Raw genomic sequence first — 16,613 nt, forward strand, 5'->3', positions numbered from 1 at the left:
CCCATTCTATCCAACCGGATGGCCGCTGATAAGGGCAGCCGGCCCGTGCTGAATTGCATGGCTCGCGGAGGGCTTCCGCGCTCAGATGTGCCGCTCCTGCTTGAGCCGGTCGATCAGGTTCGCGACCTCCGGCGGCAACGAGCGGAAGCCTCTTGCGCCCGCCAGCGAGAGCAACGGCCGCAATCGCGATCCCTCGAGGAAACGCGGCTGACGCTCGGCCGGGACGATCCTGTCGAACACCAGCACCAGCGTGGTCGCGACCATGCCGACCCTGATCGCGCCGAGCAGGGCGCCGCCGAGCCGGTCGCCGAAACCGGCCTCGGAACCGATCGCCTCGTCGAGCATGATGCGGCCGACCTTGCCGAGCGCAACGCCGATCACCACGAACGCGGCGAAGAACTGCAGCCAGTTCTGCGCCAGCGGCGTGCCGTGCACGTCCTGCAGCTGCGGGCTCATGGCGGCGACCGCGCCCATCGCCAGGGGCATCGCGAGCAGATAAGCGAGGATGGTGATCGCGCTGCGCAGCAGCCCGGTCGAAAAACCGCTGTAGACGGCGATCATCAGGGCGGCGGAAGCGGCAAGGTCGAAAGTATTCATGGCTGATATGTTTCGGTTGTAGGGCGGCGGCGTAAACAATTCGCCTTTGCGCTGTTTCAAATCGTCTGTATCAATGCGCCGCAACACACGAGGGAAACGCAAGGTGGTGTCATGTCGGGCCTGTTCGACGTCAGCCAGGAGGTGATTCTGATCACCGGCGCGAGCCAGGGACTGGGCCGGCAATTCGCCCGCGTACTGTCCGCCCATGGCGCGGCCGTCGCCCTCGCCGCGCGCCAGACCGGCAAACTCAAGGTGCTGGAGGAGGAGATCAAGGCCAAGGGCGGCCGCGCCGCCGCGGTCGAGATGGACGTGACCAGCAATGCCTCGATCGCGAGGGGATTGGACGCCGCCGAGGCTGCGCTCGGGCCGGTCACCGTGCTGATCAACAATGCCGGCATCGCGGTGGAGAAGCTCGCGGTCGAGCAGAGCGAGGCGGATTGGGACGCCGTGATCGGCGCCAATCTGAAGGGCGCCTATTTCGCCGCGACCGAAGTCGCGCGCCGCATGATCGCGCGGAAAGCGCCCGGCAACATCATCAACATCGCCTCGGTGCTCGGCTTCAGCGTGGTGAAGTTCATCTCGCCTTACGCGATCTCCAAGGCCGGCGTGGTACAGACCACCAAGGCGCTGGCGCTCGAACTCGCCGCCAACGACATCCGCGTCAATGCGCTGGCGCCCGGCTATATCGACACCGACATCAATCACGACGTCTGGGCAACGCCGGCGGGCGAGAAGCTGATCAAGCGCATTCCGCAGCGGCGGGTCGGCCGCGACAGCGATCTCGACGGCGCCATCCTGCTGCTGGCGTCGAACGCCTCGCGCTACATGACCGGCAGCGTGGTGACGGTGGACGGCGGCTTCCTGCTGACGTGATCCGTCACCGCGCTGATGCTCAACCCATCAGCGCAGCTCCGCCTTGATCATGTCGGCCGCCTTCTCGCCGATCATGATGGTCGGCGCGTTGGTGTTGCCGCCGATCAAGGTCGGCATGATCGAGGCGTCGACCACGCGCAGGCCGGACAGGCCGTGCACCTTGAGGCTCGGATCGACCACCGCGAGCGGATCGTTCGTGCCCATCTTGCAGGTGCCGACGGGGTGATAGACGGTGTCGACGCGGGCGCGCAGCAGGCTGCGGATGTCGTCGTCGGTCCTGACATCGGACGTGAACAGGTCACGCGTCTGCAGGCTGCGCATCGCCGGCGTCTCCATCAGCCGCTGGGTGGTCTTGTAGCCCGCGACCATGGTCTCGACATCGTCCTCCTCGCCGAGGAAGTTCGGATCGATCAGCGGCGCTGCCAGCGGATCGGCGCTCTTCAGCGCCACCGTGCCGCGGCTCTTCGGCCGCAGCAGGCAGAAATGGCAGGAGAAGCCGTTGCCGTGGCGCTTGCGGCCGTGATCGTCGGTGACGGCCATGCCGAAATGCAGCTGGATGTCGGGGATGTCGCGGTCGGGCCGCGACTTCAGGAAGCCGCCGCATTCGGCGAAGTTGGAGGTCAGGACGCCGCGCCGCTCGCGACGGTATTGACCGATGCCGGCCAGCAGTCTGCGGATGCCCTTTGGTGACAGCGACGAGAAGTTCGGGTTGTCGGAGGTGTAGGCGAAGATGAAGTCCGGATGGTCCTGCAGGTTCTGGCCGACGCCCGGCAGATGGTGAGTGCTGGCGATGCCGAGCCTGGCCAGCGCGGCGGCGTCGCCGACGCCTGAGAGCATCATGAGCTGCGGCGTCTGGAACGCGCCGGAGGCGAGGATCACCTCGCGCCGACAGCGGATCTCCTTGACCTCCTTGCCCTGGCGATATTTCACGCCAACGGCGCGCTTGCCGTCGAACAGGATCAGCGAGGCATGCGCCGAGGTCTCGACCCGCAGATTGCGCCGGTGGCCCAGATGCGGCTGGATGTAGGCGCGCGCCGCGCTCCAGCGCTCGCCATTCTGCTGCGTCACCTGATAGAGGCCGAGGCCTTCCTGGGTCTCGGCGTTGAAGTCGTCGCGGATCGGAAACTGCGCCTCGCGCGCCGCCTGCAGGAAGATCTCGTGCACGGGATTGCCGGTGCGCAGCCGGTTGACGGGCAGCGGTCCCGATTGGCCGTGATACTCGCCGTTGAAGTCGAAGTTGTTCTCGGCGCGCTTGAAATAAGGCAGCACGTCGTCATACGACCAGCCGCTGTTGCCGAGCGCGGCCCATTGGTCGTAGTCGGCACGGTGGCCGCGGATGTAGACCATGGCGTTGATCGCCGAGGAGCCGCCGAGCCCGCGGCCGCGCGGCTGATAGCCGGTGCGGCCGTTGAGCCCCTTCTGCGGCACGGTCGTGAACGACCAGTTGTTGACCGGACCCGCCACCATCAGGAACAGCATGTAGGGCGTCTTGATGATCCAATTGTCGTTGCGTCCGCCGGCATCGAGCAGCATCACCGAGGTCGCCGGGTCTTCCGACAACCGGCCTGCAACCGTGGCTCCGCCGCTGCCGCCGCCCACGACGATGAAATCGACCTCCGTCACGCGTGTCTTCTCCCTGATGAAATTTATGATTTGTTTGGCCGTCATTCCGGGGCGCCGCGCAGCGGCGAACCCGGACTCTTGAGGTTTGAGTCTCGATCCTCTCCGGATTCCGGGTTCGCTGCGCGCCCCGGAATGACCGGGTGGGGAGCTAGCTCAGAAACCGCAGCAGTTTCATGATGCGGGCGACGCTGGCGCCGTAGGGCGGATAGAGATCCTTCATGCGGTTGAAGGGCGAGCGATAGAACACCGGCTTCAGCTTGCTGAAGCTGTTGAAGCCCCATTCGCCGTGATAGTGGCCGATGCCGGAGGCGCCGACGCCGCCCATCGGCTGACTCATCTGCGCGAAATGCAACAGGCAGTCGTTGATCGTGACGCCGCCGGAGACGGTGCGCGCCAGCACATTGTCGCGCGCGGCCTCGTCGCGGCCGAACCAGTACAGCGCCAGCGGTCGGTCATGGGCGTTGATGTAGCGGATCACTTCATCCGCGTCGCGATAGGTCAGGATGGGCAGCAGCGGACCAAAAATCTCCTCCTGCATGATCGCCATGTCGGCGGTCGCGCCGACCACGACCGTCGGCGGGAATTTGCGCAGCTTCTTCCAGGCGGGATCCTCGGGGCTCGTCGTGCTCAGCGGCCTGGCGCCGCGCGCGATTGCATCGCGCAGCTTCTCTTCCAGCCGGGCGTAATGCCGGTCTGAGATGATCGACGTGTAGTCGCCATTGGCGGGATTGGTGCCGAACATCCTGATCATGTGACCGTGGAGCCTGCCGGCGAACTGATCGCGCTGGACCTCGGGCACGAACACGTAGTCCGGAGCGATGCAGGTCTGGCCGGCGTTCAACAGCTTGGCATAGGCGATGCGCTCCGCGGCTTCGTCGATGTCGGCGGAGCTGTCGACGATGGTCGGCGACTTGCCGCCGAGCTCGAGCGTGACCGGCGTCAGATTGCGCCCCGCCGCTTCCGCGACGATGCGGCCGACGCGGGTCGAGCCGGTGAATACCAGATGATCGAACGGCAGGCCTGCAAAGGCCTGCGCGATGCCATCCTCGATGCCGGTGACGGAGAGGTCGTTCGGGTTGAAATTCGCCGCGATCAGCTCCTTCAGCAGCGCCGAGAAACGCGGCGTCAGCTCGCTCGGCTTGATCAGCACGCGGTTGCCCGCGGCTATCGCGCCGATCGCCGGCGCCAGGGTCAGCTGCAGCGGATAGTTCCAGGGCGCGATGATACCGACCACGCCGAGCGGCTGTGGGATCAGCCGGTTACGGGCCGGAAAGAACTGCAGCGAGGTCGCGATCCGCCGCGGCGCCATCCAGCGCGGCAGCATCTTGATCGTATGCTTGATCTCGGTCTGCAGGAACAGCGTTTCGGCGATCGTGGTCTCGACTGCGCAGCGGTGGCCGAAATCGGCCGAGATCGCCTGCTCCAGGCGCTTCTCATTGTCGGCGAGCATCGCCCGCAGCCGCTTCAAGCCGTCCAGCCGGGCGCCGAGCGACGGCGGGGGCGTGCTGCGCGAAGCCTCGACCATGGCATGGAAGGCGTCATCGAGCGCCGACTGTGGCGGGCTCTTCAGGGATTGATCCATGGATGTCTCCTCGCGTGTCCTGCGGCGGGGCAGGCCATCGTTCTGGTTCGCCGCGCGAAGCTGCCGCGTCGCGGAACCCTTGGCAAGCGTGCGTGGCAACCGTTTCCCGGGAGATCGCCGCCGAGGGCGTCGCCCGGGCCGCCGTCCATGCTCGCCATGCGGTGCCGAGACCGGATCGGCGGGCCGACCTGGAACTCGCCCGCTTCGCCAGCCGAGTCCTCCCGCGGCGCCGCCAGCAGCTTGAACCTGGTCTATAAGCGTATGAATCGACGAGAGTTTCACGATGGTAACGCGCGTGGCGGCCGCTGTCACAATAAGGCAAAAAAACTTCCGAAAAGCTCTTTCCAAACCGGCCCTGCATTGGTACATACCGCCCGCACCCGACGGCCGGCACGGCCTCCGGGCTCAAGCCTTCTCAGGAAGCCTCTTCTCAGGAAGTCATTGGGATGTGATCGGTGGCGCTCTTGAGCGTCAGCCAGGAGCGCCCGGCACTTCTCTGAAGGCTGTGCAAAAGTTAACGCGGGGTGGAGCAGCCCGGTAGCTCGTCAGGCTCATAACCTGAAGGTCATAGGTTCAAATCCTATCCCCGCAACCACTGAGACCGACACTCCCGCAGCCGACTCGGCTGCGGGAGTTTTGGTTTTTGCTCCCTTGTCCCTCTGAGCCACTGTCCAGCTGAATACGGTGCCGAGTTCCCCATAAAGCGTGGCGTTGATCTGGCCCCGCTTGTCGCCCGGCCGGAGCACGATGCGGTCGATCAGGCCACGCAGAGCCTGGGCGGCTTCGGCGCGGTCTTCCGGATGGTTAAGGGCCTCGGTGAGGTGGGCGACCTTCTTGGCGTAAAGCTGCGAGGCGCTCGGCAGCATGTCAGGTATGTCGGCCGGAGCTTCGGCGAGTAGAGCCGTGAGCTCATCCTTGCGAGCCTCAAGAGTGTCCATCGCTGCGATCATCGATCGTTGGAAAAGCCCATCCTTGACCGCTTCGACGATTCCTTGGATCTGCTTTTCGACCTTCGCCAGTTCGGCGCGCCAGGCATCACCGCTGGCGCGTCGCTCACGGTTCAGCCGGTTCAGCTCTTCGGCGTAGGCGCGCATGGCTTCGGCAACGACGTCCGGCGCCAGCAGCCGGTCCTTCAGCCCCTCCAGAACGCGCTGCTCGAGTTCACTCCGCTTCAGCGTGCTGCCATTCGTGCAGGACCCATTGCTCACATGAGCCGAGCAGACGAAACGATCAGCCCCGCGGAGTGAACAAGGTCCGTCGCAACGACCGCAGAAGACCAGCCCCGAGAACAGTGACTTTGGTCTTCGTGCACTGTTGATGCCCTTGTTCGAGTGGTGCTCACGAACGGCTGTCGTGACGTTGACGAACTTTTCGGCAATCTCCTTCTGCTTGGCCTTCACTGCCTGCCACAGCTCGTCGTCGACGATCCGGAGATGTGGGACGTCGGTCACGATCCACTCGGATTCTGGATTGAGACGCGAGATGCGTTTGCCGGTCGATGGATCCTTGACGTAGCGCAGCTTATTCCAGATCAGTCGGCCCAAGTAGAGCTCGTTATTGATGATCCCCGTGCCGCGCTTGAGATGGCCACGGATGGTTGTGTCGTTCCATAGCTTGGTCTCAGGACCTGCAATACCTTCGGCGTTGAGCTTTATCGCGATCGCGCGTGGACTCATGCCGGATACAAAGTCGCGAAAGATGCGCCGGATCACGTTGGCCTGAGCGGGATCGATCTCCCGGTCGCCCCTGATGCGGTCGCCTCGTTCATCCAGCTTCTTGATCACACGGTAACCGTAGCACAGCCCTCCGCCAGACTTACCGCCCTCTACCCGTCCACGAAGGCCGCGATGTGTCTTTGCGGCAAGATCCTTTAGGAAGAGCGCATTCATTGTCCCCTTCAGGCCGACATGAAGCTCGGTGATTTCCCCCTCCGCCAGCGTGACAATCGGCACGCCGGCAAAGCGCAATTGCTTGAACAGGGTTGCCACGTCCGCCTGATCGCGGCTGACTCGGTCAAGTGCTTCGGCGAGCACCACATCAAATGCGCGGCTCTGCGCGTCTTGGAGTAATGCCTGGATGCCAGGGCGAAGGATCATGCTGGCGCCGGAGATGCCCGCGTCCTTGTAGCACGCGACGATCGTCCAGTTCTCTCGCGCAGCGCGCTCCTTGCAGATGCGGAATTGATCCTCAATCGAAGCGTCGCGTTGATTGTCGGACGAGTATCGAGCATAGAGGGCAACGCGCATCGTAGTTTTTCCCTGGCAATGCGGTTCGCGCCAGAACAAGCGCCATCAACGCCCAAAATAGCGCATCAACGCGGCGATTGTGTGCACGCCGATGGATTCGAATTGAACGGAGACTGTTGATCAGCCTTCGTCAACGTCTCAAGGCGATGCCGCTCGTGCAGTTCCGCCGGGAAGCTGCGCTGGCGCCGGCGTCGGTTATCTTTTTACGGAGTTCGTACAGGGTTGACTTGATAAATCTGAGCTATCCTCTTCGGGATGCTCGTGCGGCCGAGGTTTGATCGCATCCCTGGCCATCTGTCTTCCGATCAGGCGACCGAGACGCAACAGAGCTTCCTCGGAAGCCCTATGATCGCCCGCTCCGGCCGGGGGCGAACGCTTCCGAAAATGTTCCGTCTCAGCTTTCGGCACTGTGCATCCTCTCGGCACAGTCAATGGGGGGCTTTCCAGAAACGGAAGAGGGGCAGAGAGGCGCTCGCTGTTACGGATACATTCGCGCAGGAAAAGGTCTGGGATTGAAAGTAGGGTGCATATCGAACGAGGTTGCGAGAGCGCCAGGATGTGCGCCCTGCGACTGGTTGAAGGACGCGCAATGGGTTCAGCGACTTTCCTTGAACCCACCTTCCTGACGCCAGCCAACTGGATCTGCAACCCAGCGATTGATGTCGGATTCATGCCAGCCCGTGCCATTGCTGCTGATCTTGAGCTGGGCTGGGAACGTGCCCTCGGCGATCTTGCGGTAGATGGTGGATCGGGACAGCCCGGTCCTGGCAAGGACGGTTTTCAACCTGATGATACGGTCTGGCTCGCGCATGGCCGTGATGCTCTTCGCTGGTTGGTTCTGACGTCTTGTGAGACCAGAGAGGCCAAGTATGTGCAGGCGGACAATAGGAGTTCGCGCGTTGCCATGTTTGGCGTAGAGCCGGCGGCAAACGGGATGGGTCAAATTCCAAGGCCTCGGCCTCTGCCGAGATCGATGCCATGGACGAAGGCCAGATCCTGGCCAAGCCGGCGGCCTGATTCGAATGCGATGCCGAGATCGTTCTTGCGACTGGCTAAAATGGATTCCAGTTGCGGGTCGCGCTGGAGGCTTTTCGCCATGTCGCCCATTGCCGAGCGCGCGGCCTTGTAGCCGGACAGGTCACCCGCCTGATAAAGGCGCTGGCTGGTCTGGTCGAGTTCCCGCCATCGCTCAACAAAGCGGTCGGCGCGGCGGCCCGGATCACTGCGGAGTTCGGTTTCGAGCTGAAGCGCGCGGATGGCACGATTGACCCGGCCGTCCGCCGCTTCGCGGGCGAGCTCCGGGTTCTTCTTGTAGGCGGCTTCGGCATCGTGCGAGCCAAACGAGCGCACCTCTTCGAAGGCTTGGCGGGCTTTCTGCAGCTCTTTCGCCTGCTCGGGACTGGCTCTGCCGCCCGTCTCCTGCGCCTCGAAGATCGCGTCCACCGCGCGGGCGTGGCGAACGAGCGCACGGGTCCGGATGCGACGTGCGTCCGCTTCGGGATCTTGCGCCACGTTGCTTGCCGGGACTTCGGCTCCGCTCCGCTCGGCTGCCGGACCGCTGTTTTCCCTTTCCGGCGTTGCCCGTTCCGGCCTCTGTCCGTTATCCGGTCCGGCGACATCAGCCGGAGTGCGTAGGCCGTCGAAGATGTCGCGCAGCTTCTCCGGCACGACCTTGCGCACAATCTCGGCCACGCGCTCGCGGAACGTGATCCCGCGGCGCTCGGCGTAGCTCTGGACCGGATCGGCAAGGTCGTAATCCGAGGCCATGTCCTTGGCGCGGTCGCGCGACAGGGCGCGGGTGAGCCGATCGGCGTTGGCAAAATCGTCGCGGCCATAATGCAGGTCGACGCCGTCGCGGTGCCGTGACAGGGCGACATAGCTGCTGTGGGCGTCCATCCCCGGCGTCGCTAGGACTTGGACCCGGTCAACCGTCATGCCCTGCGCCTTGTGGATCGTCGCGGCGTAACCGTGGTCGATCCGGTTGTAATCCTTGAGGTCGAAGCGCACGGATCGGCCGTCGTCGGTCTGCACGGCTATGGACTGTGCGCTGACCTGCTCGATGGTCCCGAGCGTGCCGTTCTTGACGCCAAGGCCGCGCTCGTTCTGCAGGAACATGATGCGATCCCCGCTGGCGAAGTTTCTCGCGCCGCGCTCGACCGTCACCTCCACCTCGTCGCCGAGATCGCCCGCTGCCCGCATCCGCTTGCGCGCTGCCTCGTTCAAGATGCGGACCTCGTCGTTCGTGTGGGTCAGGATGATACGGCTCCGATCCGGTGATGACTGCCGGTCGCGATCCCAGTGATCAATCAGATCGCCGCGCGCCTGGTCGCGACTCTCGGCCTCATGCACCATGCCGTGGGCGCGGTACGCCTCAAGCGCGTGGCCCATTTTGCCAGTCGCCAGATCGCGTGTTGCGTGGCGCTGCCAGTCCTCTCGTTGACGGCGCACTTCACCGATCTCGGCGCCCCCGTGGCGCTCATGGATCGAGCGGAACGCAGCGCCCGCCTCGATGGCCTGCAACTGTTGCGGATCACCGACCAGCACCACCTTGGCTCCAGCCTCGGCGGCATGGGACAACACGCGCTCGAGCTGCCGCGTGCCGACCATCCCCGCCTCGTCGATGACAAGCACGTCGCTCGATTTGAGCAGATCACGGCCCTGTACCCAGCCATGCTCCAGGCTGGCGATTGTGCGCGACGTAATGCCCGATCCGCTCTCGAGATTTTCCGCAGCAATGCCGGACAGCGCCACACCACGGACCTCGAAGCCTGCCGCTTCCCACGCCTCCCGCGCCACCCCCAGCATTGCGCTCTTTCCCGTCCCGGCATGGCCGACCACGACGCTGAGATCGCGTCCATCTGTGACGTGCGCCAGCGCCTCAGCCTGCTCGGACGACAGCACCAGGCCGCGCGCTTCCGCACGCGCCACGGCAGCCTCGCGCTCATCGTCGCGCACCTCATGGCGCTCCCGTTCCGTCATCCGTTCCGCGGCCCGGTGCAGGCGCTGTTCTGCTTCGATCATTCCGCGGGTGGTGAACCGATCCTCGCCGCGCCGATCCTTGCCGAGGTCGACCAGATCGGGCGCTCCCTGCATTGCGCCCAGCACTTCCTTGAACTGGTCGAGCCCGTCACTGTGCCGGTGCGCAAACTTGGCGAGATCGCGGCGCGTGAAGGTCGATTGCTGCTGGGTGATGGCGTCCAGCCCAATGTTAGGATCGGCGATGATCCGCGCGCCATTGTCGTGCGCGATTTCGCGGTGCATCTCGGCCCGATCGGCCTCACCGCCTTCGCCTGGGATGCCCCGGACCTCGATCCGTTTGGCGGGCGCGCCGATCTGGCTTTGCGGCTCCAGCGCAATGCCCTGGGCTTCCAGACTGCGATGGTCGATCCTGGCGTCGATGTCGAGCTCGGCCAGCCGCTCGTTGGCAAGCTCCGCCCAGCGTTCGCGCCAGCGCTCGACCATCTCCGTGCGGTTCCACTCTCGCACCTTCTGGCCAAAGCCGTTCTGATCGACCGAGCGCATCGTCAGCATGACATGGGCGTGCGGCTTGGGCAGGCCGTCCTCGGCCCTGTCCCAATGCACATTGAGATCGGCGATCATGCCGCGACGGACGAACTCGCTCTGAACGAAGTCCCGAGCCAGCTCGATGCCCTGCGCCTCAGTCAGTTCTCGCGGAAGGGCGAACTCGATCTCCCGGGCCAACTGGGCGTCCTTGCGCACTTCGAATGATTCGACATCGTTCCAGAGCCGCTCGCGGTCGCTCCACGCCTCCGGCGCATTCTCCGGCAGCATCACCTCGGAATGGACGACGCCGCGCTTTCCAGAAAAATCCTGATCGCGGCCGAGCCGCTCGTCGCGCAGCCGCGAGCCCGAGCGGTAGGCGGCTGAAGCCACCGCGCTGCTCCCGGCCTTGCGGCCAATGACCTTGACGTGAAGATGATAGATCGCCATCGCGATCCAATCACTGGCACAGCGAATCGCACGTCGGAACGACGTATAAGCGCGCCCTCCCTCGAAAAAATCTCGGGAGGGACTACCCCGTCTCAAACCGTCCTGACGACCCTACAGCATTGCGCTGGGCACCGGCTATCATTTCTCCATCGAACTCATGGAGACGACGATGCGCAAGCCACGCGACTTTGACGCGGACCTGAAGGCACTCGAAGACAAGGCACGCGGGCTGAAAACTCGCAAGGTGCGCCAGCTCGGCGAGTTGGTCATCGCGACTGGAGCCGACACTCTCTCCGCTGAAGAACTGGCCGGCGGGCTGATCGTGCTGGCAGAGACGAAAGAGGCCGGAAAGAGGGAGGCTTGGGCTAGGCGCGGGGCCGCGTTCTTTCAAAGCCGGACGCGGCGAAATGCAGAAGCAGTTGACCGCAACTTGGACGGCCCTCCTGCGCAACCGAGCGGCGCGCAATCGGCATCAAGCCGAAGAGGCACGCTTTGACATGCGCTCGTGGCAGGTCGAACGCCGGAAGCGAACGCGGCATCTCATCGAGCTGGGTGGTCTGGTCATTAAGGCCGGTCTCGTGGACCTGACTGGCGGTAACCGGTCGACCATTTTGGGGGCATTGTTCTGGATCGCCGAGATGCTCGAAGGTAATCAGCGATTATCGGTGCGTGAGCTATGGACCGCAACAGGAAAGCGAGCGTTTGAGGCAGACCGAGCGCAAAAGAGAATAGACCAAAGTGTTCCGCCACTTCCTCGTTGACGCCCCACGACCAGTCGTCGCTTCAACGGGCAAACGCCAGCGAGACGCTGGAATTCCGATCACGCTCGAAGCGGCAGCTGACTTTGCTCAAGGACATCGAGTGGCGGCCTCCGCCGCGCACTTGGCGCGGGGAGGCTGTTCGTTGAGCGCTCGGCGATCATCGTCGATCGCCGGAGCTGCGATTTCATCTTCCGGTGATGATCACGGCCGAGTCGTTCTCCCAGCGTATGGCAACGTTGGAGGTGTTGGTGCTCACCGCCCAGTCGCACTCACCCAGGGGAAGGAGGCCCTGTTGGCAACCGAAGTCGGCCTCAGGCGTTGCTGACCGAGCCGATGAAGTTTACGATCGCTCAAGTAGCGGCGTTCAACCATCGGCCTCTGCCGAGCACGTGCCGCGCGGGTGTGTCGTGCATTCTGTGCAGGCTCGTTGCCCTTGCTGCGGTAGCGACAAGCTGCGCAAGTTCAGCCGAGGAACGCCAGCATGCGGCTCGTGCCTGGCGAAGGGACAATTGTCACTGACACAGGTCTATAGCCGTCCCGCCCGCGTCTTGCCCTTGGCCAGAACTGGCGCCGTTGTGTCGTCGGCCCGAATGCGACCACCTGCGAGTATGTGCGCTGTGAGGTTTTCACCGGCTACATCAAGGTTACAACTGCTGCGCGAGACCCAGTCGGTGAGCGTCGAGACCTTGCGTCTCGCCGTCACGCGCAGGGGGCGTGCTCCGCCGGTTGACGGCAGGTGAAGCCTATATTTACCAGAAGGCACGTACGCCAACAGTCGCTGTCTCGTGCGTGCACGCGATATCTGGCGGCCGGTGTGCCGGTGCGGCGTGACTGTTCGGTAGGCGCGACAGCAGAACTTCTCGCGGACGCGCTGGATCACCTCCACTGGCGTGGCCCGACCTCCAGCGTGTCCGTTACATTCAATTCGGGGATTTGTGACAGCCGGACGGATCAGTGGACCAAGTCGCCGCGAACCTTTGTAAGCAGCATTGAGTAGAATATTTTTTCGAAAAGAGATTCAGTCTCTGACCGGTGCTGTCGTCTTCTTCAGAGGCGGACGTCTAAGTTGCTTTGACCAGCGCGAGCTTCGAGCAATGGCATTGTAGAGGCATCTTCTGAGATGAAGGTGTCACTTTTGGGTAGAGGCGGGCACGTAGGCAGGGAACTGCAACCCGCGGGCGGGGTGAGATGATATTGTCGAGTATTTGGTTTGGACCTGCGCCGCGCGGCAGGGTCCCTTCAAATGTGAGAGTTCGACCTGTCGAGCGCAAATATTTCGTTGTTCGAATATGGCTTCACTTGCTCTGCGGCTGTCTAGTTCTTGGTTGTGCCGGTGGGCAAGCCCAATCTTTGAGTACCCAGTCTTGGAGCAGCGCGGTCTCGCCCAATATCCCGATTACCGGACAATGCCTGGGCGGGGATTTCAACGGCGATGGCGTGACGGACGTCGCTTGCTACGGCAGCAACGGCAATTGGGTGTTGGCTCTGTCCACGGGATCCAGTGTGACGTCGCAGACTTGGAGCAGCGGCGTTGCGCCAAGTGGCTCGGTTGCCGATCAATGTCTGGCCGCCGACTTTAATGCGGATGGCCGAACGGATATCGCGTGTTTGAGCGCGAGCAGCTCCGCCACGTGGTCTGTTGGTCTTTCGACGGGATCGGCATTCTCGACGCAGTCCTGGGGTGGAGGCAGCACGATCGCGGCGCCGCTCTCCACAAATTGTATTCCGGGCGATTTTAACGGCGATGGTAGGGCGGATGTCGCCTGCTACACTGGAAGTGGCGGCAGTTGGGCCTTGTGGCTTGCGAACGGCTCTGGATTTACGACCCAGTTCTGGCCGAGCGGATTGGCGCCTTCGAGCGCGGCAAATCAGCTGTGTCTCGGGGGCGACTTCAATGGCGACGGCCGAACCGATCTCGTCTGCTACTCCGGCAGCGGCAGCTGGAGCGTCGCGCTTTCGACCGGAGGCGGTTTTTCTACGCAGGTCTGGAGCACCTCGGTCAGCCCCAACGCGCCCATCGGTGCACAATGTGTGACGGGAGACTTCAACGGCGACGGGCGAATGGATCTCGCCTGCTACACTGGCTCCAATGGCGTATGGGCTATGGGACTGTCGTCCGGATCTAGTTTGAGCTCGCAGTTCTGGAGCAGCAACGTTGCGCCAACTGCTGCAGTCAGTCAGCGCTGCATCACGGGGGATTTCAACGGGGACGGCCTGACGGACATCGCATGCTACACTGGGAGTGGAGGTGGCTGGAGCGTCGGATACATGACAGGGGCCGGCATTGTCTCCCAATCCTGGAGCAGCGGTCTCAACCCGCCAACGCCGATTGCCAATCAGTGCTTGGTTGGAGACGTCAATGGCGACGGATTGACAGATCTCGTCTGCTACATGGGGAGCGCAGGAACCTGGCAGGTTGGGATCGCCTCACCGAGTGCGATGTGAGGCAGGCGCAAGCGACGGCTTGATGTTTCCCGGGGGGGGCGGACAGATGGGGCGAATTTCTTGGGGCGGGCTGGCCATGCTAGCGCGCGACATGGGGAGGCGTTGGAGCACGGCCAAGACAGTGCCTCTTCTTCGGGGCGCCAAGCGCGGCCTCGCGGTCGGCCTAGTCGGGGGAGTGGCCCTGCTTGCCGCTCTCGTTTTGGACGATGCCAGGGCGCAGATGGCGATCCGTGGCAGTGTCAGCGTGTCGTCGACGGGGGCGGCGGTCTACTCCATTCCGGTCGCGGTGCCGCCCGGGACGGCCGGTGTCGAGCCCCAGCTGGCTCTGACCTACAGCAGCCAGAGCGGCAATGGCTTCGTCGGCATGGGGTGGTCGCTGAGCGGGTTGATGACGATCACCCGCTGTCCGCAGACGCTGGCCCAGGACGGTGTCCATGGCAGCCTCGGGTATGACGGCAACGATCGCTTCTGCTTCAATGGCCAGCGCCTGGTTGCGATCAACAATGGCAGCTATGGCGCCGACGGTACCGAGTATCGCACGGAGATCGAGAGCTTCAGCCGGATCGTCTCCCACGGCACGGCCGGGAATGGTCCGGCGTGGTTTGAGGTGCGGACCAAGGCGGGCCAGATCCTGGAGTTCGGCCACACGGCCGATGCCTTCATTCCGCTGACGTCGGGAGCCACGACGGCCCGTGTGTGGGCGCTCGGCAAGGTCTCGGACACCAAGGGCAATAGCCTAACGGTGAGCTATGCCCTGCAGGCCAATCTGAGCCAGGCGCTGCCGTCGCGGATCGACTACACCAGCAATGCCACGGCCGGCCTTGTCCCTTACGCATCCGTCCAGTTCGTCTATGGCGCGCGATCCGACGTGCGGCCGCAATATCTTGCCGGTACACTGATCGAGACCACGCAGCGGCTGACCAATATCAAGACCTTCGTAGGAAACAACCTGGTGGCCGACTATCAGCTCGGCTACCAGCAAGGGTCCGTGACGGGCCGCAGCCGGCTGACGAGCGTCAAGCCGTGCGGCGGCGACGGCAGCTGCCTGCCGGCGACCGGCTTTGTCTTTGCCGACGGCAACGGCCAGTCCGATCTTCTGGTCAAGGTCACCGACGGGCTGACGCGGACGGTGGCTGTGAGCTATGCGCCGCTGACGAATGGGAGTGTTTACACCAAGGACACGAGTGCAGTCTATCCGCTACAGGACTGGCAGGGACCGATGAACGTGGTCTCCCGGGTGGACGTCTCGGACGGCGTGGGGGGCAATGCCAGTTCGACCTATGCCTATACGGGGGCTCGCATCGACATCAGCGGACGCGGTCTGCTGCCATTCCGACAGACCGTCGTGACGGATCTTCAGACCAACATCGTCCGAACCACGAACTATCGCCAGGATTATCCCTTCATCGGGCTCGTCGCGTCGGAGACCCAGGTTCTGGGCTCCCAGACGTTGTCGGAGACACTGAACAGCTACCTATTCAGCAATGCGGCTGGCAGCCCCGCTGTCAGCGCGCCGGCCGTGAGCGCGGCGCCTTACACGGTCTCGGTGCAGCAGAGTGTGGCGACGGGACACGATCTGGACGGTTCCACCATCCAGGCGGTCACCACCGGCTATCAGTTCGACGCATTTGGCAATCCGACCCAGGTGACGTCTTCGAGCTGGGACGGGTTCATCAAGACCACGACCAACACCTATATCAACGACACGACCAACTGGTTGTTGGGTCGGCTGACGGCGGCAACGGTGACGAGCCAGGTGCCGGCAGCCGGATCGTCAGGCCCTCCCGCTCCACCGCAGGATCCCGTTGCCGACCTGACCGTGACGCTGTCGCATACCGGCCGGCTCAGCCAGAGTCAGGTCGGCGTCACCTACACCATCGTGGTGAGCAATGTCGCGACCTGGCCGTCAGCGGGCGTGGTGAGCGTGGCCGATCAGCTTCCCGCGAGCCTGACGGCCACGGCCATCAGCGGCAGTGGCTGGTCGTGCACGCTGTCGAGTCTGAGTTGCACACGCAGCGATCCGCTCGCGGGCTCCTCATCCTATCCGCCGGTCACGGTCACCGTGAACGTGGCAGCGAACGCGCCGGCCTCGATCACCAACACGGCGATCGTGTCGGGTGGCGGCGAGAGCAATACTGGCAACAATTCCGCCAGCGATACCGGATCGGCCACGCAATCGGTGACGATCGCCTCGAGCACCGCCAACCTCAATCTGTGGAACTATCTGGTCGCCAATGGCTATGCCACAGCCGGGCAGCCCAGTTCCTGGGTTGTGACGATCGCCAGCGGCGTGGTGATCGGCTCGTCCTCGACCGGCGCCTATGCGCTCGACACCGGCGTCTTTCCCGCGGGCAGCACTCTCCAGATCGTCAATAACGGCATCATCACGGGGGCGGGGGGAAATGGAGGGGCGGGCGGATCATGCTGGGGGACGGTGGACGGCAATTTCTCCGAGAGTCCCGGAGGAGACGGAGGAGCGGCATTCCATGCTCAGCACCCTGTCACGATCATCAATAACGGCTCGATTTGGGGCGG

12 protein-coding genes and 1 tRNA gene are annotated in these 16,613 nt (G+C 63.7%); 6 read left to right on the forward strand and 7 right to left on the reverse strand.

Translation table 11 applies throughout. The features are described from left to right. Positions 1-81: 81 nt before the first annotated feature. Entirely contained in the window at positions 82-597 is a 516-nt protein-coding gene (locus ACQR1B_RS34050) for a CvpA family protein (protein WP_434837225.1), read from the reverse strand. A gap of 111 nt (positions 598-708) precedes the next feature. On the opposite strand from ACQR1B_RS34050, the gene ACQR1B_RS34055 reads away from it, so the two are divergent. Beyond that, a complete protein-coding gene (locus ACQR1B_RS34055; protein ID WP_434837226.1) occupies positions 709-1,470 on the forward strand; it encodes an SDR family oxidoreductase in 762 nt (253 codons plus the stop codon). A gap of 27 nt (positions 1,471-1,497) precedes the next feature. Here ACQR1B_RS34055 and ACQR1B_RS34060 read toward each other — a convergent pair whose 3' ends face one another. Together ACQR1B_RS34060 and ACQR1B_RS34065 are read right to left on the reverse strand one after the other, a co-directional pair. After that, the gene (locus ACQR1B_RS34060; protein ID WP_434837227.1) at positions 1,498-3,093 is read right to left on the reverse strand and encodes a GMC family oxidoreductase; all 1,596 of its coding nucleotides are present in this window, start codon (positions 3,091-3,093) and stop codon (positions 1,498-1,500) included. A 148-nt stretch (positions 3,094-3,241) separates the two neighbouring features. Then, positions 3,242-4,675: a coniferyl aldehyde dehydrogenase gene (locus tag ACQR1B_RS34065; RefSeq protein ID WP_434837228.1), complete on the reverse strand. Its 1,434-nt coding sequence runs from the start codon at positions 4,673-4,675 to the stop codon at positions 3,242-3,244. A 518-nt stretch (positions 4,676-5,193) separates the two neighbouring features. Here ACQR1B_RS34065 and ACQR1B_RS34070 point away from each other — a divergent pair. Then, a tRNA-Met gene (locus ACQR1B_RS34070) sits at positions 5,194-5,270 on the forward strand. Here the strand turns inward: ACQR1B_RS34070 and ACQR1B_RS34075 are convergent. The 3 genes from ACQR1B_RS34075 to traA form a co-directional block, all read right to left on the reverse strand. Next, positions 5,227-6,921: a recombinase family protein gene (locus tag ACQR1B_RS34075; protein WP_434837237.1), complete on the reverse strand. Its 1,695-nt coding sequence runs from the start codon at positions 6,919-6,921 to the stop codon at positions 5,227-5,229. The genes ACQR1B_RS34070 and ACQR1B_RS34075 overlap by 44 nt on opposite strands. A 595-nt stretch (positions 6,922-7,516) precedes the next feature. Next, the gene (locus ACQR1B_RS34080) at positions 7,517-7,732 is read right to left on the reverse strand and encodes a helix-turn-helix transcriptional regulator (RefSeq protein ID WP_434837229.1); all 216 of its coding nucleotides are present in this window, start codon (positions 7,730-7,732) and stop codon (positions 7,517-7,519) included. 128 nt (positions 7,733-7,860) lie between these two features. Next, positions 7,861-10,872, reverse strand: a complete 3,012-nt coding sequence (traA, locus tag ACQR1B_RS34085; RefSeq protein WP_434837230.1) for a Ti-type conjugative transfer relaxase TraA — start codon at positions 10,870-10,872, stop codon at positions 7,861-7,863. Positions 10,873-11,041: 169 nt separating this feature from the next. On the opposite strand from traA, the gene ACQR1B_RS34090 reads away from it, so the two are divergent. Further along, positions 11,042-11,368 carry a conjugal transfer protein TraD gene (locus ACQR1B_RS34090; RefSeq protein WP_434837231.1) on the forward strand — a complete coding sequence of 109 codons (327 nt, stop codon included), beginning with the start codon at positions 11,042-11,044 and terminating at the stop codon, positions 11,366-11,368. A 1-nt stretch (position 11,369) separates the two neighbouring features. After that, entirely contained in the window at positions 11,370-11,633 is a 264-nt protein-coding gene (locus ACQR1B_RS34095; RefSeq protein WP_434837232.1) for a conjugal transfer protein TraD, read from the forward strand. A gap of 526 nt (positions 11,634-12,159) precedes the next feature. Here ACQR1B_RS34095 and ACQR1B_RS34100 read toward each other — a convergent pair. Further along, the gene (locus ACQR1B_RS34100; RefSeq protein ID WP_434837233.1) at positions 12,160-12,519 is read right to left on the reverse strand and encodes an IS66 family transposase; all 360 of its coding nucleotides are present in this window, start codon (positions 12,517-12,519) and stop codon (positions 12,160-12,162) included. Positions 12,520-12,983: 464 nt separating this feature from the next. On the opposite strand from ACQR1B_RS34100, the gene ACQR1B_RS34105 reads away from it, so the two are divergent. After that, the gene (locus ACQR1B_RS34105) at positions 12,984-14,078 is read left to right on the forward strand and encodes an FG-GAP repeat domain-containing protein (RefSeq protein WP_434837234.1); all 1,095 of its coding nucleotides are present in this window, start codon (positions 12,984-12,986) and stop codon (positions 14,076-14,078) included. 22 nt (positions 14,079-14,100) lie between these two features. Beyond that, positions 14,101-16,613, forward strand: a 2,513-nt coding sequence (locus ACQR1B_RS34110; RefSeq protein WP_434875148.1) for a SpvB/TcaC N-terminal domain-containing protein, incomplete at its 3' end; no start/stop codon positions are given.

Origin of the sequence: Bradyrhizobium oligotrophicum (assembly GCF_051168495.1) — a bacterium.
Taxonomy (GTDB): domain Bacteria; phylum Pseudomonadota; class Alphaproteobacteria; order Rhizobiales; family Xanthobacteraceae; genus Bradyrhizobium; species Bradyrhizobium oligotrophicum_A.